This is a genomic window from Serratia sp. root2, assembly GCF_031931805.1.
GTDB lineage: Bacteria > Pseudomonadota > Gammaproteobacteria > Enterobacterales > Enterobacteriaceae > Serratia > Serratia inhibens.
In genome coordinates this window covers 88,478-112,198 of the sequence record NZ_JAUJXB010000001.1, presented here as the reverse complement: position 1 = coordinate 112,198, position 23,721 = coordinate 88,478, and the positions used below count along the sequence as shown (strand labels likewise).

At 55.7% G+C, this 23,721-nt stretch carries 26 protein-coding genes and 1 tRNA gene; 8 read left to right on the top strand and 19 right to left on the bottom strand.

What is annotated here, in order from left to right; all coding sequences use genetic code 11:
- Nucleotides 1-273 precede the first annotated feature (273 nt).
- The 4 genes from fadJ to QZQ97_RS00540 form a co-directional block, all read right to left on the bottom strand.
- Nucleotides 274-2,439, bottom strand: coding sequence for a fatty acid oxidation complex subunit alpha FadJ (gene fadJ, locus QZQ97_RS00555; RefSeq protein ID WP_311991791.1), 2,166 nt, complete (start codon nucleotides 2,437-2,439; stop codon nucleotides 274-276).
- Nucleotides 2,439-3,749 carry an acetyl-CoA C-acyltransferase FadI gene (gene fadI / locus QZQ97_RS00550; protein WP_311991790.1) on the bottom strand — a complete coding sequence of 437 codons (1,311 nt, stop codon included), beginning with the start codon at nucleotides 3,747-3,749 and terminating at the stop codon, nucleotides 2,439-2,441. The genes fadJ and fadI overlap by 1 nt, the downstream gene beginning before the upstream one ends.
- 190 nt (nucleotides 3,750-3,939) lie before the next feature.
- On the bottom strand, nucleotides 3,940-4,236 hold the full coding sequence (locus QZQ97_RS00545) for a YfcZ/YiiS family protein (protein WP_081304031.1): 297 nt from the start codon (nucleotides 4,234-4,236) through the stop codon (nucleotides 3,940-3,942).
- A gap of 296 nt (nucleotides 4,237-4,532) precedes the next feature.
- The gene (locus tag QZQ97_RS00540) at nucleotides 4,533-4,784 is read right to left on the bottom strand and encodes a hypothetical protein (RefSeq protein ID WP_311993936.1); all 252 of its coding nucleotides are present in this window, start codon (nucleotides 4,782-4,784) and stop codon (nucleotides 4,533-4,535) included.
- Between QZQ97_RS00540 and fadL the strand changes: the two genes are divergently transcribed.
- The gene (gene fadL, locus QZQ97_RS00535; RefSeq protein WP_311991789.1) at nucleotides 4,687-5,964 is read left to right on the top strand and encodes a long-chain fatty acid transporter FadL; all 1,278 of its coding nucleotides are present in this window, start codon (nucleotides 4,687-4,689) and stop codon (nucleotides 5,962-5,964) included. The genes QZQ97_RS00540 and fadL overlap by 98 nt on opposite strands.
- A 474-nt stretch (nucleotides 5,965-6,438) precedes the next feature.
- Here the strand turns inward: fadL and mlaA are convergent, their stop codons facing one another.
- The 10 genes from mlaA to ccmA form a co-directional block, all read right to left on the bottom strand.
- On the bottom strand, nucleotides 6,439-7,200 hold the full coding sequence (gene mlaA, locus QZQ97_RS00530; protein ID WP_311991788.1) for a phospholipid-binding lipoprotein MlaA: 762 nt from the start codon (nucleotides 7,198-7,200) through the stop codon (nucleotides 6,439-6,441).
- Between the two features lie 35 nt (nucleotides 7,201-7,235).
- Nucleotides 7,236-8,447: a c-type cytochrome biogenesis protein CcmI gene (gene ccmI / locus QZQ97_RS00525; RefSeq protein ID WP_311991787.1), complete on the bottom strand. Its 1,212-nt coding sequence runs from the start codon at nucleotides 8,445-8,447 to the stop codon at nucleotides 7,236-7,238.
- Nucleotides 8,447-8,911 carry a cytochrome c-type biogenesis protein gene (locus QZQ97_RS00520; RefSeq protein ID WP_311991786.1) on the bottom strand — a complete coding sequence of 155 codons (465 nt, stop codon included), beginning with the start codon at nucleotides 8,909-8,911 and terminating at the stop codon, nucleotides 8,447-8,449. The genes ccmI and QZQ97_RS00520 overlap by 1 nt, the downstream gene beginning before the upstream one ends.
- Entirely contained in the window at nucleotides 8,908-9,459 is a 552-nt protein-coding gene (locus QZQ97_RS00515) for a DsbE family thiol:disulfide interchange protein (protein ID WP_013813951.1), read from the bottom strand. The genes QZQ97_RS00520 and QZQ97_RS00515 overlap by 4 nt, the downstream gene beginning before the upstream one ends.
- On the bottom strand, nucleotides 9,456-11,426 hold the full coding sequence (locus tag QZQ97_RS00510) for a heme lyase CcmF/NrfE family subunit (RefSeq protein ID WP_311991785.1): 1,971 nt from the start codon (nucleotides 11,424-11,426) through the stop codon (nucleotides 9,456-9,458). The genes QZQ97_RS00515 and QZQ97_RS00510 overlap by 4 nt, the downstream gene beginning before the upstream one ends.
- Nucleotides 11,423-11,917, bottom strand: a complete 495-nt coding sequence (ccmE, locus tag QZQ97_RS00505; protein ID WP_004947520.1) for a cytochrome c maturation protein CcmE — start codon at nucleotides 11,915-11,917, stop codon at nucleotides 11,423-11,425. Before ccmE ends, QZQ97_RS00510 begins: the two co-directional genes overlap by 4 nt.
- Complete coding sequence (gene ccmD, locus QZQ97_RS00500) at nucleotides 11,914-12,150, bottom strand: heme exporter protein CcmD (protein ID WP_004947521.1); 237 nt, start codon at nucleotides 12,148-12,150, stop codon at nucleotides 11,914-11,916. The genes ccmE and ccmD overlap by 4 nt, the downstream gene beginning before the upstream one ends.
- On the bottom strand, nucleotides 12,147-12,884 hold the full coding sequence (locus tag QZQ97_RS00495; protein ID WP_013813954.1) for a heme ABC transporter permease: 738 nt from the start codon (nucleotides 12,882-12,884) through the stop codon (nucleotides 12,147-12,149). The genes ccmD and QZQ97_RS00495 overlap by 4 nt, the downstream gene beginning before the upstream one ends.
- 118 nt (nucleotides 12,885-13,002) lie before the next feature.
- Entirely contained in the window at nucleotides 13,003-13,662 is a 660-nt protein-coding gene (ccmB, locus tag QZQ97_RS00490) for a heme exporter protein CcmB (RefSeq protein WP_311991784.1), read from the bottom strand.
- A complete protein-coding gene (gene ccmA / locus QZQ97_RS00485; protein ID WP_311991783.1) occupies nucleotides 13,662-14,282 on the bottom strand; it encodes a cytochrome c biogenesis heme-transporting ATPase CcmA in 621 nt (206 codons plus the stop codon). The genes ccmB and ccmA overlap by 1 nt, the downstream gene beginning before the upstream one ends.
- Before the next feature lie 251 nt (nucleotides 14,283-14,533).
- Between ccmA and QZQ97_RS00480 the strand changes: the two genes are divergently transcribed.
- From QZQ97_RS00480 to dsdC, 3 genes are all read left to right on the top strand, one after another.
- Nucleotides 14,534-15,463 carry a formate/nitrite transporter family protein gene (locus QZQ97_RS00480; protein ID WP_311991782.1) on the top strand — a complete coding sequence of 310 codons (930 nt, stop codon included), beginning with the start codon at nucleotides 14,534-14,536 and terminating at the stop codon, nucleotides 15,461-15,463.
- A gap of 129 nt (nucleotides 15,464-15,592) precedes the next feature.
- Nucleotides 15,593-15,667 (top strand) — tRNA-Arg (locus QZQ97_RS00475).
- Between the two features lie 227 nt (nucleotides 15,668-15,894).
- On the top strand, nucleotides 15,895-16,824 hold the full coding sequence (gene dsdC / locus QZQ97_RS00470; RefSeq protein ID WP_311991781.1) for a DNA-binding transcriptional regulator DsdC: 930 nt from the start codon (nucleotides 15,895-15,897) through the stop codon (nucleotides 16,822-16,824).
- A 31-nt stretch (nucleotides 16,825-16,855) separates the two neighbouring features.
- On the opposite strand, the gene QZQ97_RS00465 is transcribed toward dsdC, so the two are convergent.
- The 3 genes from QZQ97_RS00465 to QZQ97_RS00455 form a co-directional block, all read right to left on the bottom strand.
- Nucleotides 16,856-17,158: a hypothetical protein gene (locus QZQ97_RS00465; RefSeq protein WP_311991780.1), complete on the bottom strand. Its 303-nt coding sequence runs from the start codon at nucleotides 17,156-17,158 to the stop codon at nucleotides 16,856-16,858.
- Nucleotides 17,159-17,161: 3 nt separating this feature from the next.
- Nucleotides 17,162-18,085: a DMT family transporter gene (locus QZQ97_RS00460; protein WP_311993849.1), complete on the bottom strand. Its 924-nt coding sequence runs from the start codon at nucleotides 18,083-18,085 to the stop codon at nucleotides 17,162-17,164.
- Nucleotides 18,086-18,180: 95 nt separating this feature from the next.
- Nucleotides 18,181-18,471: a hypothetical protein gene (locus tag QZQ97_RS00455; RefSeq protein WP_311991779.1), complete on the bottom strand. Its 291-nt coding sequence runs from the start codon at nucleotides 18,469-18,471 to the stop codon at nucleotides 18,181-18,183.
- Nucleotides 18,472-18,945: 474 nt separating this feature from the next.
- Between QZQ97_RS00455 and QZQ97_RS00450 the strand changes: the two genes are divergently transcribed.
- The gene (locus tag QZQ97_RS00450) at nucleotides 18,946-20,046 is read left to right on the top strand and encodes a porin (protein WP_442995182.1); all 1,101 of its coding nucleotides are present in this window, start codon (nucleotides 18,946-18,948) and stop codon (nucleotides 20,044-20,046) included.
- 56 nt (nucleotides 20,047-20,102) lie between these two features.
- On the opposite strand, the gene mltB is transcribed toward QZQ97_RS00450, so the two are convergent.
- Nucleotides 20,103-21,191 (bottom strand): lytic murein transglycosylase B, encoded by a 1,089-nt coding sequence (mltB, locus tag QZQ97_RS00445; RefSeq protein WP_311991777.1) that lies wholly within the window; start codon nucleotides 21,189-21,191, stop codon nucleotides 20,103-20,105.
- A gap of 298 nt (nucleotides 21,192-21,489) precedes the next feature.
- Between mltB and QZQ97_RS00440 the strand changes: the two genes are divergently transcribed.
- From QZQ97_RS00440 to ypdK, 3 genes are all read left to right on the top strand, one after another.
- Nucleotides 21,490-21,939 carry a DUF805 domain-containing protein gene (locus QZQ97_RS00440; RefSeq protein WP_311991776.1) on the top strand — a complete coding sequence of 150 codons (450 nt, stop codon included), beginning with the start codon at nucleotides 21,490-21,492 and terminating at the stop codon, nucleotides 21,937-21,939.
- 75 nt (nucleotides 21,940-22,014) lie between these two features.
- Nucleotides 22,015-22,455: a hypothetical protein gene (locus QZQ97_RS00435; protein WP_311991775.1), complete on the top strand. Its 441-nt coding sequence runs from the start codon at nucleotides 22,015-22,017 to the stop codon at nucleotides 22,453-22,455.
- Between the two features lie 561 nt (nucleotides 22,456-23,016).
- Nucleotides 23,017-23,091 (top strand): membrane protein YpdK, encoded by a 75-nt coding sequence (gene ypdK, locus QZQ97_RS00430; RefSeq protein ID WP_086012885.1) that lies wholly within the window; start codon nucleotides 23,017-23,019, stop codon nucleotides 23,089-23,091.
- A 66-nt stretch (nucleotides 23,092-23,157) separates the two neighbouring features.
- On the opposite strand, the gene QZQ97_RS00425 is transcribed toward ypdK, so the two are convergent.
- Complete coding sequence (locus tag QZQ97_RS00425; protein WP_311991774.1) at nucleotides 23,158-23,682, bottom strand: cytochrome b; 525 nt, start codon at nucleotides 23,680-23,682, stop codon at nucleotides 23,158-23,160.
- Nucleotides 23,683-23,721: the final 39 nt, after the last annotated feature.

Genomic DNA, 23,721 nt, shown 5'->3' with positions numbered 1-23,721 from the left:
CCTGAAAGTTCACGTAAAGAAAATGCTGTTTTTTACATCAACATCGTCCCGGCGTGAATATGGCGCTCACATAACAACCAATTCAACGGGTTAAAATTCAACCACTCCATCATGAAAGTTATTGATGACGATCGGGTTTTCGGCGTCATCGGGTTACGTTACTCCGTCACTATCTCCCTGTATAGGATCCGGGATTGCAGGTATTGCAAGGAGTGATGACGATCACACTGCGGCCCTGATCCAACTCTAGTACAAATCAGGGCGCCATGCCGCTCACTCCCCTTGCGGATAAAAGCGTTCGCCCTGCTGCGCCATGCGCTGCAAGCGTTCGCAGGGGGCAAAGTTTTCGCCGTATTGCTGCTGCAGGTAGTGCAGCGTTTTAACCACCTTCTCAGCGCCGAGTTCATCCATATAACGGAACGGCCCCCCGAGGAATGGCGGGAAACCAATGCCGAATACCGCGCCGATATCCCCATCACGCGCGCTGCGGATCACGCCTTCGTCCAGGCAACGCGCCGCTTCATTCAACATCATCATTACGCAGCGCTGGGCGATGACCGCCGGCTGCAAATGCGACTTCGGCGTAATGCCCAACAGAAGATATACCGAGGTATCGGCGCGTTTACCCCGCTGGCGTTGCTGACCTTCGCTTGGATACAGGTAGAAACCCCGGCCGTTTTTGCGCCCTTTGCGCCCGTCTTTCAGCACCGCATCGAAGGCGGCCGGCGCGGCAAAACGCGGGCCGAGCTGTTCCACCAGCACCGGGATAATCTTGGTGCCCACATCAATGCCCACTTCATCGAGCAGGGTAATCGGCCCCACCGGGAAGCCAAAATCCACCAGCGCCTTGTCCAGCGATTCGACGGGCTCGCCTTCCAGCAGGCAACGCGTCGCTTCATTTATATAAGGCGCCAGAATGCGGTTGACGTAGAAACCGGCGCGATCGGCAACCACGATCGCCGTCTTGCCTTGTTTGTGCGCCAACGCCACGGTGGTGGCAATGGTTTCCTCACTGGTGGAAGCATGGGGGATCACCTCTACCAACGGCATTTTGTCGACCGGGCTGAAATAATGCAGGCCGATCACCTGCTGCGGCCGCTGCGCGTTGGCGGCAATCTGACCAATCGGCAACGACGAGGTATTGGAGGCGAAAATGGTATGAGGTGCGGCGTGCTGTTCAATCTCGGCCACCATTTTCTGCTTCAGAGCCAGATCCTCAAACACCGCTTCCACCACGATATCCACGCGCTCAAAGCCCGTGTAATCGGTCGAGCCGGAAATCAGCATCATCTGTTTTTGCCGTTCCGCCGGGCGCATGCGTTTGCTGCGCACGCGCTTGCCGAGCACATCCCAGCTGTATTTCAGCGCGTGGTTGATGCCGGTTTCATTGACATCTTTAATTCGCACCGGCAGGCCGCCGCGCGTGGCGGTCACGCAGGCAATTCCGCCGCCCATCAGGCCACCGCCCAGAATACCGACGCGGTGCAACACATGGGGTTGCGCATTGCCGCCGCGCTCTTTTTTCAAGGCGGTAGAGGCAAAGAACAGGCTGCGTAACGCCGCCGACTGCGGCGTCATGGCCAGTTCGCCAAAGGCTCGCGCTTCGGCTTCATAACCGCTGGTGCTGCCACTGTCCAGGCCGGTACGCACCACCTGAATGATTTTTTCCGCCGCCGGATAGTTGCCGTGGGTTTTCTCCAGCGTTTTTTTGCGCACGATGCTGAACAACAGGCTTTTCCCCAGAGGGCCGTTGAGCAAGCGCTCCTGCCACGGCAGTTCACGCCGGCTTTGCCAACCCTGCTTGACCCGTTCAATGGCGGTCTGCAACAAAATCGCCTGCGGCACCGCGTCGTCCACCAATCCCATACGCAGCGCCTGACGCGCGCGGATATGTTTGCCGGTCAGCATCATGTCCAGCGCCTTGCTGGCACCGATCAAGCGCGGCAATCGCTGAGTGCCGCCGGAACCGGGCAGCAGGCCAAGCTGAACTTCCGGCAGGCCGAGAGCGGTTTTGTCATCCAGCGAACAGATGCGACCATGGCAGGCCAGAGCCAGTTCCAGCCCGCCCCCCAGGCAAGCGCCGTGAATAGCCGCCACGACCGGCACCGGGAAAGCGGCGATCTGCGCCAGCGTACTTTGCCCTTTTTTCGCCAGCGTTTCGGCCTCTTTGGCGCTGGTGCAGGCGGCGATCATGGTGATGTCCGCCCCGGCAATAAACGAATCCGGCTTACCGGAAATAATCACCAGCCCTTCCAGCGCGGTGTGCTGCTGCGCACGGATCAGCACGTCATTCACCTGATCGACGAACTCGGCTTTCAGCGTGTTCACCTTGTCGCCCGGGACGTCGATGGTAATCACGCCGATGTTGTCCGGACGCAGCGTCAGTTGAAAGGCCGAGGGTTTGGCCCGCTGTTCATGCAATGCGTTTTCAAAACTCATTATTCCACCTCTACAATCATTGCGGCCCCTAACCCTCCGGCCGCGCAGGCTGTAGTCAGCCCAAACCCGCCGCCACGGCGTTTCAGCTCGTGCAACGTCTGGGTGATCATACGCGCGCCGGTAGCGGCAAACGGGTGGCCATAGGCGATCGAGCCACCCAAGACGTTAAATTTATCCATATCCACTGTGCCAATCGCCCTGCTGCGCCCCAGTTTTTGTTGGGCGAACTCATCGCTGGCGAACATTTTCAGGTTTGCCAGCGTCTGCGCGGCGAAAGCTTCATGCATGTCTATCAGGGCCAGGTCTGCCAGGCCAATGCCGGCGCGATCCAGTGCCAGCGGCGTGGCGTATGATGGCCCCAACAGCATGTCTTCCCACACGTCGATGGCGGAAAAAGCAAAGCTGCGCAGGTAACCCAGCGGCTGCAGCCCCAGCTCTTTCGCGCGCGATTCGCTCATCATCAACACCGCCGCCGCACCGTCGGTCAGCGGCGTACTGTTGGCCGCGGTGACGCTGCCATGTTTGCGGTCAAATGCCGGTTTCAGTTTAGCGTATGACGCCAGGCTGGAGTCTTTGCGGACGTTGTTGTCTTCGGTGAGTTGCGCACGGTACGGCGGGACGTAAGCGGTCATGACTTCATCGTGCAACAGCCCCTGTTCCCAGGCCTTGGCCGCCAACTGGTGAGAGCGGTGCGCCAGCGCATCCTGCTCTTCGCGGGTGATGCCGTGGCTTTTCGCCATTTGTTCGGCCGTATCGCCCATACGCAGGCCGGTCGAGTATTCCGCCACCGCCGGTGGCACCGGCAGCAGATCCCGGAGTTTCAGCCGGCTAAAAAGTTTGAGACGTTGCGGCAGGGTGCGCGCCTTGTTGACATCGACCAACGTTCGCGCCAGCGCTTTGCTGACGCCGATCGGCAACACCGAGGAGGAATCGGCGCCGCCGGCAATGCCGATACTGATGCTGCCCGCCATGATGCTTTCCGCCACGTTGGCGATCGCCTGGAAGCTGGTGGCGCAAGCACGCGACACGCTGTACGCATCGGTATGGACGCTCATGCCGGTGCCCAGGACAATTTCACGCGCAATATTCGGTGCCTCTGGCATTTGCACTACCTGGCCAAATACCAGCTGTTCGATAAGCGCCGGATCAATGCCGCTACGGGCCAAGAGTTCGCTCACCGCCATTTTCCCCAGCTCCACCGCCGGAATACCGTGATAAGCGGTTGCCTGCTTGGCAAAGGGGGTACGCAGTCCATTTACAATCGCGATACGGTCACCGTGACGGGTCACCAACGGCAGTGCCTTACTCATAAACGCTCCTGAAAAAAATAACGTCAGCGCAACGGGCAAAAAGAGGTCTGACCTGATGAGGTCATTGTTAACCAAATGTTTACATTTGGCAAACCGCCAGAAGTGAAAACTGAGAGCAGGAGCAACTTTCTATTGGGGGAAAACGGCGAGGCCGCGGCGCGGGGTTATCCCGCACCGTTTTGGGCAGGAATTAACGCAGGCCGAGCTGGAAAATCAGGGTTTCCGCCTGGCAGGCAAAGGTGAAATCCGCCACCAGTTGCACACCACCGTCAACCGGTTTAATGCTACTGCTGATGTCACAAGGGTCAGACTCCACGCCACGGGCTTTTTCCGTCAGCGCCGCCAGCGTTTGTTCGGCATCCTGTTGATTGGCAAATACCTGGCTGTAGGATGCGGTGCAATCGGTGTTGTCCATCACGGTACCGACATCGACACAGCAACAAGCTGCGGTTTCCTGGGCGCTGCATTTATTAATTGCATCTGACATGATTAATTCTCCTCAGGGACCGCCATTACGCGAGTCCAAACTGCCATTAACTTTCTGGCGCAAAGACGCAAGATTCTGCGTTTATTTTACCCCGCAGCGAACCCCATCGCTAGCACTTACTTTTTATAGGTGTTTTAAGTGATGGAAATCACAAATAAAAATCGATGTCTGCTAAGGAATGGTAAGAAGTTTGTTATTCACTGCTGGTTTTTTGTTAAGCAGATCTCTTTTTTGATACCAATCTTGAAATATCTCAAAAACAAAGTTGCAACATTCTCACAGGTCGGACCTATAATTCAGCCACTGGTCTGATTTGTCTGAATGATAACGGACCCTACAATCCCGCGCTCCTTGTTACCTTGTGTAACATAGTTTAAATAATAAACACATAATGAGGTTTTGGTCATGAGCCAGAAAAACCTATTTACTAAATCAGCTCTCGCAGCTGCAGTGGCAATTATTTCTTCAAACGTGTCTGCCGCAGGATTCCAGCTGAATGAGTTTTCATCAGCTGGTTTAGGACGTTCGTATTCTGGCGAAGGCGCCATGGCGGATACCGCAGCCTCTGCAAGCCGCAACCCGGCCCTTTTGATGATGTATACCCGCCCAGAACTCTCCTTCGGCGCGGTCTTTATCGATCCGGACGTGGACATTACCGGCAAGTCCCCGTCGGGTGCGAGCCTGGATTCCAAAAACATCGCGCCAACCGCCTGGGTGCCGAACCTGCACTATGTTCACCCGATTAACGATCAATTTGCCGTGGGCGGCTCGGTCACCAGCAACTATGGTCTGGCCACCGAATTCAACGACGGTTACACCGCCGGCGCTTACGGCGGCAAAACCGACCTCGAAACCCTGAACCTGAACCTGAGCGCCGCTTATCGCCTGAACCAACAATTCAGCTTCGGCCTGGGCTTTGACGCGGTTTACGCTAAAGCCAAACTTGAGCGTTATGCGGGCGAATTGCCGAAACTGCTCGCAGGCTCTGGGCAGTTGCCGCCTCAGTTAGCCGGCCAGGTCGCACAAATTCCGGCCGATACCCAGATCTCTCACCTGAAGGGTGACGAATGGGGCTTTGGCTGGAACGCCGGTATTCTGTATGAAGTGGACGAAAACAACCGTTATGGCCTGAGCTACCGTTCCGAAGTGAAAATCGACTTCGACGGCGATTACAAGAGCAGCCTGCCATCCGCTTATAACCCGATCCTGAGCGCGGCCGGCCTGCCTTACGGCACCAACGGCAACACCATTCCAGGCTCGCTGACCCTGAACCTGCCGGAAATGTGGGAAATCTCGGGCTACAACAAGGTTGCGCCGCAATGGGCCGTCCACTACAGCCTGGCTTACACCAGTTGGAGCCAGTTCCAGGAGCTGAAAGCCACCGGCAACAACGGCCAGACGCTGTTCGAGAAACACGAAGGCTTTAAAGACGCTTACCGCATCGCACTGGGTACCACTTACTTCTACGACGATAACTGGACCTTCCGCACCGGTATCGCGTTCGATGACAGCCCGGTCCCTGCCCAGAACCGCTCTATCTCGATCCCGGACCAAGACCGTTTCTGGCTGAGCGCCGGTACCACCTATGCGTTCAACAAAGACGCTTCGGTTGACGTCGGTGTTTCCTACATGCACGGCCAGAAAGTCACCGTCAAAGAAGGCCCTTACACCTTCGAGTCGGTGGGCAAAGCCTGGCTGTACGGCGCCAACTTCAACTACCGCTTCTAATCTTGTTTTTCAAGAAGCTCAAGCGCCCCACGGGGCGCTTTTTTCATTCATCATCGTTATAAATAAACCCGTAGATACTCGGCCAGACACAAGATCGCCATCGCCTGGCCATTACGCGTTTTCATAGCTCCCCTCCTGATGACGCTGAGTGTGGTAGTCCGATGCGTTGTAGAAAACTTTGGGTAAAAGTAGATTTCTGACGATCAAAAAACCTTGGCTCTTTTGCCACCTTCCGGCGGATGTTGGTGTCAACGGGAGGAATGTGCCGATCAATCACTCAATTTAATAAAACACTATTTTAACTTTAAAGAAAAATGTGGCCATTTTTATTAAATCGGAATCGGCATCACAAGTTTGAGGCTGATTAACTGAGGACAAAGGCGCTTGCGGGGGGAGGTAAAAACAAAAATGCCAGTCAGCTTGACTGACTGGCATTCACGCCACAGGGCGGTTTTAGATGCTTGTTTCCGGGGCTTATTTCGCCGAGTCGATATCGTCCAGATCGCCCTGGATCGCCTTGGCGTTCGGATTTTCTTCCGCTTTCAGTGAGCCCCCACGCGCCAGGAAGTCATGACGCTGGAAGTAGGCTTCGCGCACCATCACGTAAGGATCGGAAGAGTTATGCAGCAGGCCGTCGGAATCCAGCAGTTGGGCGCGGGTTTCAATACCTTCAACCACCCATTTACCCGCCGACATCCAGAAGGTCAGGTAGCTCAGGACCGGATAGACCGTATCCGCCCAGTCGCCGCCGTCTTCACGCAGGGTGAAGCTGCCATAACCCGGCAACATGACATAAGGGCCGTAGCCGACATCGTAATGCCCCAGCGTGCTGCCGAAACGGTTAGGTTCTTCGCGCGCCAGTTTCGGGTTCGCCATTCCCGCCACGTCGATCAGGCCGCCCATCCCCAGCAGGGTATTGAGGAAGAAGCGGTTGAAGTGAATCATCCCGCGATACGGGTCGCCCTTCAGGAAGGCGTTGACCATGCTGGCCGGCTCTTCCAGGTTCGACGTGAAGTTACTTAAACCGTTACGCGCCGGCATGGGCACATAGTCGCGCCAGGCCACGGCCACCGGACGCAATACGTACGGATCCAGGACGTTATAGTTAAAGTCGAACATCGTCCGGTTAAATCCTTCCAGAGGATCGGATCGCCCTTGTGGTTCATCTTGCGGCGCGCTGGCACAGCCCACCAATAACACAGTTGCGAAAGCCAGCCCAGTCAGGCGAAAGTTCATATTTTTCTCCATGAAAACATGTTCGGTCTTTTTATTCAGGGAACCTGCTTGTTAATCTGAACGCTAACCTGCTCTTTACCGCTGAAATTCTGCAGCTCGCTCTCACCGAACCAGTCGCCCGCCTGCGGCGTGGCCAAACCGTCGTGAGAAATCCGTACCCTCACCTTCACCTGATGCTGCGCCGAAAGCAGGCGTTCTGGCATCATGGCGTTGCTGTCATCCAAAGAGAATGACAGTGGGAAACGGCTTAAGGGCAGTTGTTTTACCGCAACCGGCACCGGGTTGGCGCCATCGGTCACCGAAATTACCAGCGTCCCCTGCTGCGGTAAAGCGTTAGTCGCCTCGGGCGATAACGTCACGTTTACATTCAGTTTAACAGTTTCTTCGCCCGCCTGTGATTTTGCTTGTGCAATGCTGCGCTTTAACACCTCGGTGCGTTGATCGTTGGCCGGCAGCAGTTTCAACATCACCTGCCAGGCGCCGATCGCCTGTTTGAAATCACCCTGTTCAAAGGCATTGAACGCCAGCAAGCTCAATACGCGCAGGTTGGTATGATCGTCGGCGATCATCTTGCGCAGCATCTGCGTGGCCTGCTTGTTATCCTCCGGATCGTTGGAGCGCGTCAACACCTCCGCATAGCCGAGGCGCACTTCCAGATTATTCGGATCCAATTGATAAGCATGAGCAAATGCCTGCGTTGCGGTGGTCGCGTTATTCAGCGCCATACCGACACGGCCCAGCATCATCCAGTCGTTGATGTTGCGATCGTCTTGTTGCAGCGCGGTGCGCAGCCCCAGCCCAAGGCGAGCTATCTCCTCCATGCTCAGCGGCTGAGCGCGCTCATTGGCGACGCGCGCGCGCAGTTCCGGCATTTGGGCTTGCACCTGCTGCCAGTCCATTACCTGCGCCAACCCGCCGGTTTTCAGATAAAACCCCAGGGTGACCACCACCAGCAACAGCACACCGGGCACCAGCATCCAACGGTTGATCGGTTTCGTCTGCACGTCCTGTTGGCCGGGAATGTCGTTCAGCAGATTCTGTTGCAGTTCTTTCACCAGTTCCGGGCGTTCGGCAACCACGCCCTGCTCTTCATCCTGTTCCAGCTCGTTCAGGCGATCTTGATAAAACGCCTTGTTCAACGCGTCACGGCTGGTGGCCGCACCCTGCTTGCCCTGGCGCATCGCAGGCACTACCAGCAGCGCCGCAGCGCCGGCCAACAGCACAATAATAATCAGCCAAAATGCCATTAGGGTTTCTTCCTGTCAGTCTCTTTCAGCAGCGCCGCCAAGCGCTGTTGCTCCTGCTCGGAGAATTCATCGTTAACAGCGCCGGCGCGGCGGCGAGTGCGCAATATCACCACCGCACCGCCGATCAGCACAAACAACAACGGGCCAACCCACAGGATCAACGTCGCCGGGGTCACCGGCGGTTCATAGGTGACGAAATTGCCGTAGCGCGCCACCATATAGTCGATGATCTGCTGTTTGTTCTGCCCCTGCATCATCAGCTCGTACACCTTGGTGCGCATGTCGGCGGCGATGATGGCGTTGGAATCTGCGATGCTGTTGTTCTGGCATTTCGGGCAGCGCAGCTGTTCGGTCAACTCGCGGTATTGCTGTTCCTGCTCAACCGAATTGAACTTATAGGTATCGATAGCCGCCGCCGCGCTCCAGCTCAGCAGCGCGGCAAACATCAGGGCAATCAGCCTCATGCTTCACCTCCGTACTTTTTGTACAGCGGCAACACTTCCTGCTGCCAGACTCGCTCGTTCATATCCCCGGCATGGCGGTAGCGAATAATGCCCTGCCCGTCGATCAAAAACGTCTCCGGCGCGCCGTACACGCCAAGATCCAACCCCAGCATGCCGTCGCCGTCATACAGGCTGAGCGCATAGGGATTGCCCAATGAATTCAGCCAGGTGACCGCTTTGCTGCGGTCGTCCTTATAATTCAGCCCCACCACGCGAATGCCGCGTGCCGCCAGGGTATTGAGGTATTGATGCTCGGCGCGGCAGGTTGGGCACCAGGTTGCCCAAACGTTCAACAGCATCGGCTTGCCGGTCCGCAGCACCGCCTGATCGAACGTTTTTCCGGGCTGGTCGAGCGACTCCAGCTTAAAAGTGGGTACCGGTTTACCGATAAGCGCAGACTCCAGCATGGTCGGATCCTCGCCACCGGCATTGCGCGTCAACTGCACCATAAAGGCCGCCACCAGCAGCAGGAACAGGATTAACGGGATAAACAGCAGCTTACGGTTCATGCCTGCTCCTCCAGCTTGCCTTCGCGCTTGAGCTTTTTACTCATCCGATAGCGCGGATCGAGAATGCACAGGATGCCGCCAATCGCCATAAATACCCCGCCGAACCAGATCCAGCGCACGAAGGGTTTGTAATACAGCCGCACCGCCCAGGAGCCGTCGTCCAGTTCCTCCCCCAGCGCCGCATACAGATCGCGGCTGAAACCGCCGTCGATAGCCGCTTCGGTCATCATGCTGCGCGCCACGCTGTAGTAACGTTTCTCCGCGTGCAGCGTGGCTTCCGGCTTGCCGTTGCGCGTGACGTCGATAATACCGACGCCGCCGCTGTAGTTCGGGCCGCGAATATCGTGCACGTCGCGGAACACAAAGTGGTAGCTGTGAATGTCCACGCTGTCGCCGGCCTTCATGCGCACATCGCGTTCCACGCTGTAGTTTTGGCTGAACGCAATGCCGATCACCGTCACCGCGACCCCGAGGTGGCCCAGCACCATGCCCCAGTGACTGCGGGAAAGGTGGCTCAGGCCGCGCCAGAAACCGTGGCGATGGGTAGCGCGCTCATGCAATTCCATCAGCGTCAGGATAATCACCCACACCGCCATGATCAGCCCGACCACCGTCATGCCGGCGATGCTGTCTTGCAACAACCACGGCAGCAGGATCGACAGCACCAGCGTGATCGCCAGCGCCACGCTCAAACGGCGCCACAGCTTGGTCGGTTCATCGCGACGCCAGCGTACCAGCGGGCCGATACCCATCAGCAGCGCCATCGGCGCCATCAGCCAGGTGAACATGGTGTTGAAGAACGGCTCGCCGATAGAAATACTGCCCATGCCCAGCTGTTTGTGCACCAGCGGCAGCAACGTGCCCAGCAGCACGACCAGCATGGCGGCAATCAACAGCACGTTATTGCCCAGCAGGAAAGTTTCGCGCGAGAAGGTTTCATGCTGCACCCGGCTGCGTACCTGCCCGCCCTTGACCGCGTAAAGCAGCAGAGAACCGCCGATCACGATCACCAGATAGGCGAGGATAAACATCCCGCGCGCCGGGTCGGAAGCAAAAGAGTGCACCGAAACCAGCACGCCGGAACGTACCAGGAAGGTGCCCAGCAGGCACAGCGAGAAGGCGGTAATGGCCAGCAGCACCGTCCAGGCCTTGAAAGTGCCGCGTTTTTCGGTCACCGCCAGCGAGTGCATCAGCGCAGTACCGGCCAGCCAGGGCATAAAGGACGCGTTTTCCACCGGATCCCAGAACCACCAGCCGCCCCAACCCAGCTCGTAATAGGCCCAGGCGGAACCCAGCACGATCCCCATAGTGAGGAACACCCAGGCCGCCGTGGTCCAGGGCCGTGACCAGCGCGCCCAGGCGGTATCCAGCCGGCCGGCCATCAGTGAAGCGATGGCGAAAGCAAAAGCCACCGAGAAGCCGACATAACCCATGTACAACAGCGGCGGATGGAAAATCAGGCCGATATCCTGCAGCAACGGATTGAGGTCGCTGCCGTCGATCGGGAAGTTCGGCAGCGTGCGGGTGAACGGGTTGGAGGTCATGATGATGAACAGCAGGAAGCCTGCGGTGATCATGCCCATCACCGACAGCACGCGCGCCACCGCATCCTGCGGCATCGAACGGCTGCACAGCGCCACCGCCAATGACCAGCAACTGAGCAACAGCACCCACAGCAGCAGCGATCCCTCATGCGCCCCCCAGGTGGCGGCGATGCGGTAATACACCGGCAGTTGGCTGTTGGAGTTGGCGGCCACATAGGCCACGGTAAAATCATTCACGACAAAGGCGTGCACCAGGCAGATGAACGCCAGTGCAATGGCGGCGAACATGCCGTAGGTCAGCGGACGCGCCACCGCCATCATGCGGCGATCCTGACGCGCCGCGCCCCACTGCGGATAAATGCTCAACAGCAGCGAAATCGCCAATGCCAGGCACAGCAGAAAACTTCCCGTTTCCGGCATCATGACTTGCCGCCCTCATTTTGCGGGGCGGTATAGGCCGAAGCCGGCCCCTTATGGTTTTCTTTCATTGCGTCAGCCACTTCCGGCGGGGTGTATTTTTCATCGTGTTTCGCCAGCACTTCACGCGCGTTAACCACGTTGCCTTCACCCAGTACGCCTTGCGCCACCACACCCTGCCCTTCGCGGAACAGATCCGGCAGAATGCCGGTATAGGTGACATCAATCACGCCGCGCGCATCATAAATCTTGAAGTTGACCTGCAGGGTTTTCTGATCGCGCTTCACCGAGCCGGGCATCACCATGCCGCCAATGCGCAGACGTTGGCCTACCTCCGGCTTTTCGTGATCCTCTCCCTTGCCCTGCAAAATTTCACTCGGGGTATAAAACAGATCGATGTTGGAGCGCAGCGCGTACAGCGTCAGGGTGGCGGTCAGCGCCACGCCGATCAGCACGACAATCGCCAGATACAGGCGGCTTTTACGACGTGGATTCACAATGATTTCTCCCGCGGATCGGCGGATTTTTGTTTCGACTGCTGCGACTGACGAATGCGTCGTTCGCGCGCCTGGCGGCGGCTGACTTCATCCAGCAGTTGCCTGCGCTGCCAGCAGGTGTGAGCCACCAGGCCCAACAAGGATAACAGCGTGACGGCCACCGCCAGCCAAACGTAAAAGGCGTAGCCACCCATGGCGAAAAACGCCGACCAGGAGGTAAATGCGGCATTCATGGTTGGCGCTCCTTATTGACCAGCCCGGCAACCCACGGGCGCTGACGCTCCTGGGCCAGGATCAGATTGCGCAACCGCATCAGGGTCAGCGTAATGAAGAACAGCAGATAGCCGAGGATCGCCCAACGCAGCGGGGTGCGCATGCTGGGCGCGATGCTCTGTTGCATATTGGTGGAGCCCTGGTGCAACGTGTTCCACCATTCGACAGAGAAATGAATAATCGGGATGTTCACCACCCCCACCAGCACCAGAATACCGGCGGCGCGGCCGGCCAGGCGGCGGTCTTCAAAGGCGTTATACAGCGCAATAATGCCCATATAAAGGAACAGCAGCACCAGTTCAGAGGTCAGCCGCGCGTCCCACACCCACCAGGTGCCCCACATGGGTTTACCCCAAGCTGCCCCCGTAACCAGTGCGATAAAGGTAAATACCGCGCCGACCGGCGCCATCGCCGCCACCACGGAATCGGACATTTTCATCTGCCATACCAGGCCGATAAACGCCGCCACCGCCATCGAAGCGTAGATGCCCATTGACCACATGGCGGCCGGCACGTGGATATACATGATGCGGAAGCTGTCGCCCTGTTGATAATCCTTCGGCGCAAAACCAAAGCCCCATACCCAGCCGATAGCCAGGCAGAGGGCGCCGGCCAGCCCCAACCACGGGACAAAACGGCCGCAGACACGATACAGCCGTTCAGGCTGCGCGAATTGATGTAACCATTTCCACATTGTCGTCATTGCTCACGGTAAATGTTTTAAGGTGGCCCCCCTATTGTGGGGCGACGAAAATAGCTTTCGCGGTGGAACACGCTCTTAACGGCGTTAACCCGCATGTAAATCAGTGATGCTAGTGCACGCTCACTCGCAGAGCGGCGGCGGTGGCAAAGGGGGCCAGCGTTATGCTGCCCGCCAGCATTGCGCCCAGAATCGCCAGATACCCCGCTATCGGCATGTCCATGGAAGCGGCGTCGATAGCGGCGGTGGAAAATATCAGCACCGGAATGTACAGCGGCAGCACCAGCAGGCTGAGCAGCACACCCCCTTTGCGCAACCCGACGGTGAGCGCCACACCGATGGCACCGACCAGGCTCAGCGTCGGGGTGCCCAACAGCAGCGTAAACGCCACCGCCAGCCAGGTATGCACATCCAGCGACAGCAGCAGCGCCACCAATGGCGACAGGATTAACAGCGGTAACCCCGTCACGACCCAGTGAGCACACACTTTGCCTAACACCGTCATCGGCAGCGGCGTCGGCAACAGCAGCAGTTGCTCCAGCGACCCATCGAGAAAATCGTCGCGAAACAAACGCTCCAGCGACAACAGCGAAGCCAGCAGCGCCGCCACCCAGATAATCCCCGGCGCAATGCGCGCCAGCAATTGCGGTTCTGGCCCAATGCCCAACGGAAACAACGTGATAACGATCAGGAAGAACCACAGCGGGTTAACGATTTCCGACCCTTTGCGAAAGGCAATTTTCAGCTCGCGGCGCAATACAGTCAAAAACATCAAAAACTCTCCGCCAGGCTGATTTTACCTACCGCCTGCGTCGCGCCGGCCAGATCCTGGTGCGTGGTCAACAATACCATGCCGCCTTGCTGCGCATGTTGCTCAAAAAGGCTAATCAATTCAGCCACGCCCTGTTTATCGATCGCCGTCAGCGGTTCATCCAGGATCCACAGTGGGCACTCACTTAGCCATAAACGCGCCAGCGCCACCCGGCGCTGCTGGCCGGCGGAAAGCTGCGCTACCGGCAAATCCTCATAACCGACCAACCCCACCTGCTCCAGTGCCCGCCAGATGGCCTGACGATCGGGCGCGGCGCGTACCGCCTGGTAAAATTGCAGATTCTCGAAGGGCGTCAGCATGGTTTTAATCCCCGGCTGATGGCCGAGAAACAGCAAGTCCTGATGATAATTCTCACGGTGACGCAGCGTATTTTGCCCACGCCAGCACACTTCGCCGTTTTCCGGCTGCGCCAGCCCGGCCAGAATGCGCAACAGGCTGGTCTTGCCCGCGCCGTTAGGCCCTTCCACCTGAATAATCTCGCCTGGCTTCACCGTAAAGCTTAATTCGCTAAACAGGATGCGTTCATCACGAACGCAGCTCAGACTTTTAGCTTCCAGCATCGGGAGAACTCATATTTTTCTTTGGGATAGCGAATCATAGCATAAGGCACCTGCGGCACGCAGCCCGCCTCCGGCCGCTCGGCTACTCCAATAGGGGTAATATGGCGACCCAGATCAATAATGCGCAGGAAAAACCGACGGCATTAAACTCTTGTTACTTTTTTCCGCCATTTTCCGCACTCCTGTCGCACCGCCCGTAAGCCAACTACGCTTAATGAGTGGCCCTGGCAACATTTGATGGAGAGTTAACAATGAGCGACGAACAACCACGCACAAAAGCGAATGCCGATGACCCTCTGAAAGTGGAGAGCAAAGAGCACGAACAGGGCAAATCAGAAATAGAAGTAAAGGAAGAGAACCTGCCCTCACGCGCGGCGGCGGTGCATGAGCTGATCCGCATGGAGGGCGAAAAAGAGCTGGAACGCGACTGGGTGGCACTGCTGTGGTCCGCCGTGGCCGCCGGGCTGTCGATGGGCGCGTCACTGGCGGCGAAAGGCATTTTTCACGCCCGCTTGCCGGACGATCCCAGCCGTTTCTTTATCGAGAATATTGGCTACACCTTCGGCTTTATCATTGTGATTATGGCCCGCCAGCAGCTGTTTACCGAAAACACCGTCACCGCCGTACTGCCGATCATGCACAAACCGACGCCGAAAAACTTCCTGATCCTGTTCCGCCTGTGGGGCGTGGTGCTGCTCGGTAACCTGATTGGCACCGGGCTGGCATCGCTGGCGTTTATCCATATGCCGATTTTCGACGACAATACCCGCAGCGCCTTCGTCAGCCTGTCGGAAGAGGTGATGAAAAACTCGCCGTCAGAAATGTTCGCCAACGGCATTCTGGCCGGGTGGATCATCGCCACCATGGTGTGGATGTTCCCTTCCGCCGGGGCGGCCAAGATTTGGATCATTGTGCTGATGACCTACCTGGTGGCGATTTGCGACCTGACCCACATCGTGGTCGGTTCGGTCGAGATCCTGTATCTGGTGTTTAGCGGCGCTCTCCCCTGGCAGGAATTTTTCTATCCGTTCGCCATTCCGACGCTGGCGGGCAACATTATCGGCGGCACCTTTATCTTCGCACTCATCAGCCACGCTCAGATCCGTAACGATATGAGCATTAAAAGCAAGGCGGCGAAGCTGGAGGCGGAAAAAGGGGCCGCCAAGACGGAAAAACCGTGATCGCAGCCAGCACTGCGTACAAAATTCACCGCATATTGGCGAGGGAATGAGCAAACGCACCGCTAAGCGCTTATTCTGCGGGTAAAAAAAGGTATACTGCCCCGGCAGCTCAGGTTGCCGGCCCGCAGGGTCCCCGTAGTTAAACGGATATAACAAGCCCCTCCTAAGGGCTAGTTACTGGTTCGATTCCAGTCGGGGACACCATTACCACGCAAAAAACACCTATACGACAGCGCGTCTTCCCCACTCAGTACTCAGCAAGACACCTGGCCCATATTTAATAGCGAATCCTGAACCCAAACCTAATTAGCTGAACGGTCAGGTAGATAACCTCATTAATCACAGCCGTTATTTGTAAATAAGAGAAATCGCGTTTTAGCCCCGTTAAATAAAATGCTAATATTGCTTAATCATAAGCATGGAGGCATGACATGTTCCCCGACAAAAAATATTTTCAACGCGCAAGCCCGCTGACCAGCTATCAATTTTCACGCCTGCATACTTTTGAATGCGTCGCCCGTAATTTATCCTTTTCACTGGCGGCAGAAGAACTGTCTATTACGCCCAGCGCCGTAAGCCACAGAATTAATCTGCTGGAAAAAGAGTTGGGCTTTCTTTTATTTCAACGCTTCCACCGCAGAATTATGCTGACACCGGAAGGCGAGCGCATGCAATGGGCGTTAAGCCGCTCCTTCAATACGCTGAATCAGGAAATTCTTGATATTAAAAATCGTGAGTTGACGGGCAACCTGACTATTTATTCGCACCCTTCCATCGTGCAGTGCTTACTGATACCGCGGATCGGCGATTTTATTGCCCAGCACCCCACCATTCATTTGAGCATAGTCACCGGGCAGGAAATCATCAGCCTGGCCAATAGGGGTGTTGATTTAGCCATGTACTTTGGCAAGCTGCCGTCCGGGAAACAAATAGACGAAGCTTTTATGCAGGAATCTATAGTGCCGATCTGTACCCCGCAGTACGCCAAGACGCATAACCTCTACGATGCACCGCAAAACCTGGCACATTGCACCCTGCTGCATGACAGATACAACTCCGGCGAAGACGAATGGTTGACCTGGTCGCAACATTTTGATTTGGCGTTGGATACAGAAAGCAAAAGCATGGAGTTCGATCGCTCGGATCTGGCCGTGCTGGCGGCGACCAAACACCTCGGCGTCGCCATGGGGCGGCTTAATCTGGTGCAAGACTGGATCAAAAGCGGCGAACTGATTATCCCGTTCAGCAACATGACCTTGCCTTGCGAACACTGCTATTTTATGTCGACCATCTCTGAACGTCAGTGGCCGAAGATCCTCGCTTTCAAAGAGTGGTTGATGAAGATAGCGCCTCTGGCCTGATAGCCGGAGGCATTGGCAGGTTTTCTTGAAATCAGCGCCATTTCTTTGGGGTATAAGAGAAATCCAGCGCGCAGTTATATAACCTTCCGGCCTTTGAATAATAAATATGCTTGCGGCTATTATCCCAGACCACAGCATAGTTATTGGCAAAGGTGATGACTTCAACCGGCATCTGATTGGATAATCGCATCCGTCTGGTGCTTTTCACCACGGAAAAATCACCATTATCATAGAGCGTTATCAAAGGATACCCCCAGGCATACCTGGATATTTGTACGGTGAGGGTGAATTGGCTTTCACAGCTTATTTGGTAGTTATGAATATTAACATCCATGGATTATATTTTTGGTGCAATTCCTCTATTGACATAAAATAAGTAAGAACAGCTAACGACAATAAGCCCGAAGACGATCAGTACAGAACCCAGTACGAATTCAATTTGCAGCGGTTCGCCCAAAATCACCACACCGGCCAAAATGCCAAAAATGGGGGTCATAAAGGTCAGAATGCCCAACGAAGAGGCCTGATAATCACGCAGCAGAGAAAACCAAATCAGATAGCTGAGGAAAGAGACGATAACCGTTTGGAATATCAGGCTGGTCCAGGCCACAGAACTCAGGTTGAAATGAAGGTTCTCCATGGTCAGCGCCAGCAGAGATAACAGAAGGCAGGCCCCTGTAAGCTGGAACAACAGCGTCTGTTTGGACGAACAACTCGCCAGGCGCGTGGTGCGAATGACTATCGTCGAGCCACCCCAGGACATGCCTGCCAACAGGCCATAAATATCGCCGCGGAGCTGCTGCTCACCGCCCGAACTGTCGCCCATCCCCGAGATGGCGAGCACCACGCCGCCAAAGGCCAGAGCAATACCGGCCCACTGCACGACCGACAAGCGCTCGTGCCGGATAAAAAAATGCAGTCCGATGGCGGAGAATAAGGGAGCGGTGTACAAAAAGACCGCCATATGCGACGCGCTGGTATAGCCTAAACCTTCAGAGACGAAAAAGAACTCTAACGCGAACAATAAACCAACGCACAAACCGGCTAACAACGTGGGGCGATCGAATAAGAATCTTTCCCTTTTGTAGCGCGCCAAAAGGTAGACCGCCAAAGCGGCCACGCCTGATCTGATGGCGATTTGCAGTACGGCGGAGATGTCCGGTTCGGCCGCCTTGATCGCGACCTGTTGCAGCCCCCATATGGCGCATATCAGCGTCATGGCGGTAGCCGCTTTGCTGTCTATGTTGTTTCTGGAAATCATCATACCTCCCGCAAACCGCTCTGCTCAAAATACAATTACCCCTCGCCGCGAATATAAGCGGTGATGGAGAATAAAATCGCAGGAATATCTAAAGACTACTCTTTATAAACCACTATTTCCTGGTACATCTTAATGACTTCATCATCGCTATCGGTGTCGCCGGTATATTCGGTTTGTTGCGCTACATGAATGACCTTCCAACCCCGCTTAGCCAAATCAGGAATAGTGACGCGGCCAACGTCACGGCAGGTAAATACCGTGTCATCACTCAGCCTGAGCTTACCAATGCTAGCATAATCATAAGCTTGAGACTGGCACACGTGCGATTCTGCCGCCATCAGCGGTAATGAAAACAAACCGATAAATAATGCCAACAAAGCTTTCATAGTCATCTCCCGATCCCTTATTAATGCAATCCGTCCAACCGATATCGGCAAAATTAATTCCGCTACCCACCGGCTTATTTAATGCTCTCATGTCGATTAAATTACACGGTATCCGCCATTCACTGACAAGTGAAAAATATAAGGCTATGCGTTAGATGAGTTCATCCGAGTATTGTCGTCATGGCTCTGCCACTACGCTGAACATGACTCCGCGTCAGACCCCGCCGCCCTCTTTCCCGTCAACGATTAATATCCAATCAAATAATTAGCAAGAAAAGTAACTTTTTGTGACGCACATCGTGTTACATATGCGCTTCGCTTCAACCACGCCAAAAAACAATGAAAACGCTCAGAAAAAACCTGAGCAAATCACTGATGCCGATGCATCTGTGATGTTGGCAATCAATAACAGGGATAAAACACATGACTTTCACATTGCGCACATTGACTCGGGCGGTCGCTTTGGGGCTGGTGATGGGCACCGCTTCCTTCGCAGCCCAGGCTGAAATCACTCTGCTGAAGCAGGATCCGCAGGCGGGCGATCCGCTGAGCCGCCTCAACTTTACCGTCGGCGGCAGCATCCGCCCGCAGTTCAACAACATGACCGGCGATGGCGATAAAGGCTCCTATAAACGCAACGGCTTCGACGGCGGCACCCGTTTCCGCTTTGCCGCGGACTACTATCTGTTCGACGACATCAGTTGGATCAGCTACTACGAGCTGGGGGTGAATATCCCTGCCCTGTTCGACTGGGATCACCACTATGCCGACGGCGCCAATAACACCAGCCGCCGCATGCTGTATACCGGTCTGAAAAGCAAAACCTGGGGTCAGCTGACCTTTGGCCAGCAAAATAGCGTGTATTACGATGTGGTGGGTGCCAAAACCGATATCTGGGATTACGACATGCTGGCCCAGGCTCCGGGCAACGGTATCAACGGCGACTACGACGGCTCTTACCGCTCGCGCAAAATGCTGAAGTATAAAAACACCTTTGGCGATGCGGACGTTTACGCCTCTTATCTGTTCAGCGATAACGACTATCTGCCGGGCAACGGCCTGCGCTACAAGCGCAAAGGCGGCGGCTCGCTGGGCGTGGATTATCACCTGACGCCGGATCTGACCTGGGGCACCGCATGGAACTATACCCGCGCCGAAATGCGTAATCCTTCCACCAGCGGCTCGAAAGACTACGATCAGAACATTGTGGGCACCGCGCTGAGCTGGAAGCCGGACAGCTGGACTCTGACCTTTGGCGGCGGTTGGTACAACAACTTCCTGACCACCAAAAAAGCCGACGTTGACAACTACTTCGCCGGCGACGCCTGGGGTATCGAGTATCTGGCCGGTTATACCGTGCCGGTGGGCCAATATGCGGTGAAATCCGTAATGCCTTACTTTATGGGCGATCGTCTGGAGTACGTGAGCGGCCGCAACTATCAGCGCATCGATAACGGCCTGGGGGTTACGGTGCAGTTTGATTACGGTTTCCGCGTCGATGTGGAACACGTGTTAACGTCAAGCACCGATAACCTCGGTGATATGACATTGGTGCGTCTGCGTTACGATTTCTGATCGGTATAGACGTAAAAAAGGCCGTTTTCACGGCCTTTTCCATTGTTATCAGCGTATCAGAACCCGCCGCGCGCCGAACGACCCACCGCTTCGCCCAATTGCCACACCGCCATGGCGTAATGGGTGCTGTGGTTATAGCGGGTAATGGCGTAGAAGTTCGGCAACCCGTACCAGTATTGGTAGCTGGTACCCATATCCAGCCGCAGCAGGCTGGCTTCCTGCTCATTGCCTAGCGAGCCTTGCGGGGTCAGGCCGGCCGCCGCGAGGGTGGCAATCGAGTAGCGAGTTTTAAAGCCGTTATCCAGCCCCGGTGCCTGGCCGCTGGCCGGTACCGCCACGGCCTCGCCGCTGATCCAGCCATGTTCTTTAAAGTAGTTGGCGACGCTGCCGATCGCATCCACCGGATCCCACAGGTTGATGTGGCCGTCACCGTTGAAATCAACCGCGTAGCTCTTGAACGAAGAAGGCATAAACTGGCCGTAGCCCATGGCACCGGCAAAGGAGCCGCGCAGCTCCAGCGGGTCATCCCCTTCGGCCCGCGACATCAACAAGAAGGTTTCCAGCTCGCCGGCAAAGTAATCGGCGCGGCGAGGATAGTCAAAGGCCAGCGTGGACAAGGCATCGATAATGCGGGTTTTACCCATCACGCGGCCCCAGCGGGTTTCAACGCCGATAATACCGACAATGATCTCCGGCGGCACGCCGTATACTTGCTGGGCGCGCTGCAGGGCTTCCTGATATTGGTTCCAGAACTGCACGCCGTTTTGCACGTTATCCGGCGTAATGAACTTGTTGCGGTAGCGCAACCAGGAACCGTTCGGCACGGACGGTGCCTGAGTGGTGGTGGGGGTCGGCGCCTGACGATCCATCAACCGCAGCACCGAATCCAGTCGTTTTGCCTGGGCCAGCACGTCATGCAACTGCTGACGATCGAACCCGTGTTCCTGCACCATTTTATCGATAAAACGGGCAGTGTTTGGATTGAAAGCAAAATCACCGCCCAACGGCTGGCCGCTATGTGCCGGCGTCAGCAGGAAACCGCCTTTTACGGCGTTAGCCTGAGGAGCTGCTGGGGTAGGCTTCGGCCCGCTGCTACAGGCTGTCAGTAAGGTAAGCAGAGGGAGAAGAGCAACTAAATGACGCATCGGATATCCATATAAGCCAGGCCAGTGATAAGTGAGCGTTATGTTAATCCATTGTCAGGTGCGAACAAACCGGATTATGCCGCTCATCTCAGTAGTGGAAGCTAATATCTTTAAAATTGTGACAAGTCGCACAGAAAACAGAAACCACTTAGGGTAGGAAGGCCAATCAAGCAGGATCCTAAACCTGAATTAAATGAAAATGAGTTAGCCTATTGCCACACCGCCAGATGCCACTAGAATAGTGTCCCCCTTTGGCTGACGGTACGGCCAGCGATGGTTGATACAACGGAATGTTATTTTGGACTCCCTCGGACAGATCGCTAAAAACGTCTTTAAACGTCGCATTCAGCGCAAAGCCTATGTTTTCTCGCTGATTATTTTCGCCGGCGGCCTGACGTTGCTGTCATTCCTGTCACCCTATCTGGATAAAAACCTGTTCCGCGCCTATGCGCACAGCGACATCGCCGCGTTTTTTTCGGTGTTTGTCTACCTGTTGTGCATCATGCTGTGGTCGCTGGGTTGGATCGGCCTGACGCTGTGGTTTGTCGCTCGCACCGCATTCCGGCTCAATGACGTCGGCACGCCCGGCTGGCCGCTGGCGTTAGCGCTGTATGCGCTCAGCGTGGTGAATAACTACCACCCCGGCCCGGTTGAGCGCTGGCTGATCGTCATCAGCCTGATTGGCGTCCTGTGCGCGATGGCGCTCCCATCGAGTGGCCGAGCGGGCAAGCCCGGGCAGGCCGGCTAGCGAAACCCGGTACTGGCTATCTGCAAGCCGAGCGGTCACAATGCCGCATACTCCACGCGCCACACAGGAAACACCATGTCTAGCCACTACCCCGCCCATTACGCCTTTGATAACGAAAGCGACGCCTGGCAGATTCATTTTCGCGATTTTCCTGAACAACAGGCCGCCTGCTATAAACGTGAAGATATCGAACTGGAGGCGCAGGAAAGCCTGCTGATCGCCATCGCCACGGAAATGGAAGAAGGCCGCCCGGTGCCGCCGCCCTCCCACGCCCTGCCGGAAGACCTGGAGATCCACGTGCCGGTGCTGGTCAAACTCAAACTCGAGTTGCATAACATCATGCTGGCCGGCGCAACGTCCAAAGCCGATCTGGCGCGCAAACTGGGCTTTAACGGCGGCCAAATGGATCGTCTGCTGGACGTTGCCTATGCCTCAAAAGTGGAAGCGCTGGAACAGGCTCTTTACCTGTTGGGATATGAGGTGCAGGTCTCGGTAGCAGAGATTCGGCAACAGTAAGAAAAATATTATCGTCGGGGACTAAATATTCTCCCTTTTTTGCCGATGTGTTCGTTACCGAATCACCAAGAGCAAAAAAGTGAAGGCTAAAAATGGAGTGGAGTCGCCGTAATATCTGGACCGTTATTCTGCTGTCGTGCCTTGTCTTCTGGGCTATCCTGCTGACGGGCGCAAACGCCGTCGTCTGACCCCTTTTTCATAACATCACAGCAAACATAATGATAAAGCCCGCACCAGCGGGCTATTCCGCTTTTTTCCCGCTAAAAACGTAAATAAAAATCGTTTAAAAACAGTCAGGGTTGAGTAAAAAAGCGTCAAAAAGTGTGATCAAAAACACAGTATTGTAATCAGGCTGGCATTGGGAGTACATTAGCGCCGATCCTGTCGTGGTTCATGTTTTACCTCACGGACGTTGAAGCACGACAACCGGGTAATCCGCGGTCAAGGACGTTGTTCTTCCTGATTGAAGAACCCGCCAATACACCGCAGGTTATCCACAAAATACTCAGCACAACAATCGGGATCATTGGCTTGCGAGAAACTCCAGATGGGAGTTGTTCAATGAAATATTTTGTTATGGGCGTTTCGTTCATGCTGGTAGCGTGGATTGGCACCTTTATGCTGATGGTTGCATAACCTCAGCATGACCAGGAACACAGATAAAGGGGCGCAGAAGCGCCCCTTTGTTGTTTCTGACGACGGTTATTTGCCCGGCATCATGCGGCGCAAGGTGTCATCCTTACGCAGATAATGGTGATACAGCGCCGCCAGCGCGTGGCCGCCGATGATAAAGTAGCCGGTGTTGGCGAGCGTTTCATGCGTGCTCTTGATAATGCGCCGCATCGCCGGATCCGGCGTGACAAACTGCGGCACCTGCCAGCCCAGCAACACCCACTCCTTTCCTCCGTAGGCCAGCGTCAGCACACCCAACACCGGCAACGCCAGAAACAGCGCATAGAGCAGCACGTGGAAAATCCTGGCGCCCCACTCCTGCCATTCTTCCAGCGGCGGCGTGGTAGCCGGTGTGGCGTGACGATGACGCAACCCCAGCCGGATAAACATCAGCAAAAATACCGACAGACCAAAATTAAAATGCAGATTTTTCACCAGTGACGCCATGTCATCCGGCACCGAATCCTTCAGCAGCATCGCCGCATAGGTCAGGATCACCATCAACAGCGTCAGCCAGTGCAACATAATTTGCGATATCGCGTAGCGGTTGCCCATACACTCTTCCTGATTAATTAAAAAAGATTAATCGAGCAT

Bases quoted from the DNA above. Each gene is read 5' to 3' on its own strand.
- fadJ (WP_311991791.1), bottom strand. From the start codon at position 2,439: ATGAGTTTTGAAAACGCATTGCATGAACAGCGGGCCAAACCCTCGGCC.
- fadI (WP_311991790.1), bottom strand. From the start codon at position 3,749: ATGAGTAAGGCACTGCCGTTGGTGACCCGTCACGGTGACCGTATCGCG.
- QZQ97_RS00545 (WP_081304031.1), bottom strand. From the start codon at position 4,236: ATGTCAGATGCAATTAATAAATGCAGCGCCCAGGAAACCGCAGCTTGT.
- QZQ97_RS00540 (WP_311993936.1), bottom strand. From the start codon at position 4,784: ATGGCGCCTTCGCCAGAATACGAACGTCCTAAACCAGCTGATGAAAAC.
- mlaA (WP_311991788.1), bottom strand. From the start codon at position 7,200: ATGAACTTTCGCCTGACTGGGCTGGCTTTCGCAACTGTGTTATTGGTG.
- ccmI (WP_311991787.1), bottom strand. From the start codon at position 8,447: ATGGCATTTTGGCTGATTATTATTGTGCTGTTGGCCGGCGCTGCGGCG.
- QZQ97_RS00520 (WP_311991786.1), bottom strand. From the start codon at position 8,911: ATGAGGCTGATTGCCCTGATGTTTGCCGCGCTGCTGAGCTGGAGCGCG.
- QZQ97_RS00515 (WP_013813951.1), bottom strand. From the start codon at position 9,459: ATGAACCGTAAGCTGCTGTTTATCCCGTTAATCCTGTTCCTGCTGCTG.
- QZQ97_RS00510 (WP_311991785.1), bottom strand. From the start codon at position 11,426: ATGATGCCGGAAACGGGAAGTTTTCTGCTGTGCCTGGCATTGGCGATT.
- ccmD (WP_004947521.1), bottom strand. From the start codon at position 12,150: ATGAATGCCGCATTTACCTCCTGGTCGGCGTTTTTCGCCATGGGTGGC.
- QZQ97_RS00495 (WP_013813954.1), bottom strand. From the start codon at position 12,884: ATGTGGAAATGGTTACATCAATTCGCGCAGCCTGAACGGCTGTATCGT.
- ccmB (WP_311991784.1), bottom strand. From the start codon at position 13,662: ATGTTTTTGACTGTATTGCGCCGCGAGCTGAAAATTGCCTTTCGCAAA.
- ccmA (WP_311991783.1), bottom strand. From the start codon at position 14,282: ATGCTGGAAGCTAAAAGTCTGAGCTGCGTTCGTGATGAACGCATCCTG.
- QZQ97_RS00480 (WP_311991782.1), top strand. From the start codon at position 14,534: ATGAGCGACGAACAACCACGCACAAAAGCGAATGCCGATGACCCTCTG.
- dsdC (WP_311991781.1), top strand. From the start codon at position 15,895: ATGTTCCCCGACAAAAAATATTTTCAACGCGCAAGCCCGCTGACCAGC.
- QZQ97_RS00465 (WP_311991780.1), bottom strand. From the start codon at position 17,158: ATGGATGTTAATATTCATAACTACCAAATAAGCTGTGAAAGCCAATTC.
- QZQ97_RS00460 (WP_311993849.1), bottom strand. From the start codon at position 18,085: ATGATTTCCAGAAACAACATAGACAGCAAAGCGGCTACCGCCATGACG.
- QZQ97_RS00455 (WP_311991779.1), bottom strand. From the start codon at position 18,471: ATGAAAGCTTTGTTGGCATTATTTATCGGTTTGTTTTCATTACCGCTG.
- QZQ97_RS00450 (WP_442995182.1), top strand. From the start codon at position 18,946: ATGGGCACCGCTTCCTTCGCAGCCCAGGCTGAAATCACTCTGCTGAAG.
- mltB (WP_311991777.1), bottom strand. From the start codon at position 21,191: ATGCGTCATTTAGTTGCTCTTCTCCCTCTGCTTACCTTACTGACAGCC.
- QZQ97_RS00435 (WP_311991775.1), top strand. From the start codon at position 22,015: ATGTCTAGCCACTACCCCGCCCATTACGCCTTTGATAACGAAAGCGAC.
- QZQ97_RS00425 (WP_311991774.1), bottom strand. From the start codon at position 23,682: ATGGGCAACCGCTACGCGATATCGCAAATTATGTTGCACTGGCTGACG.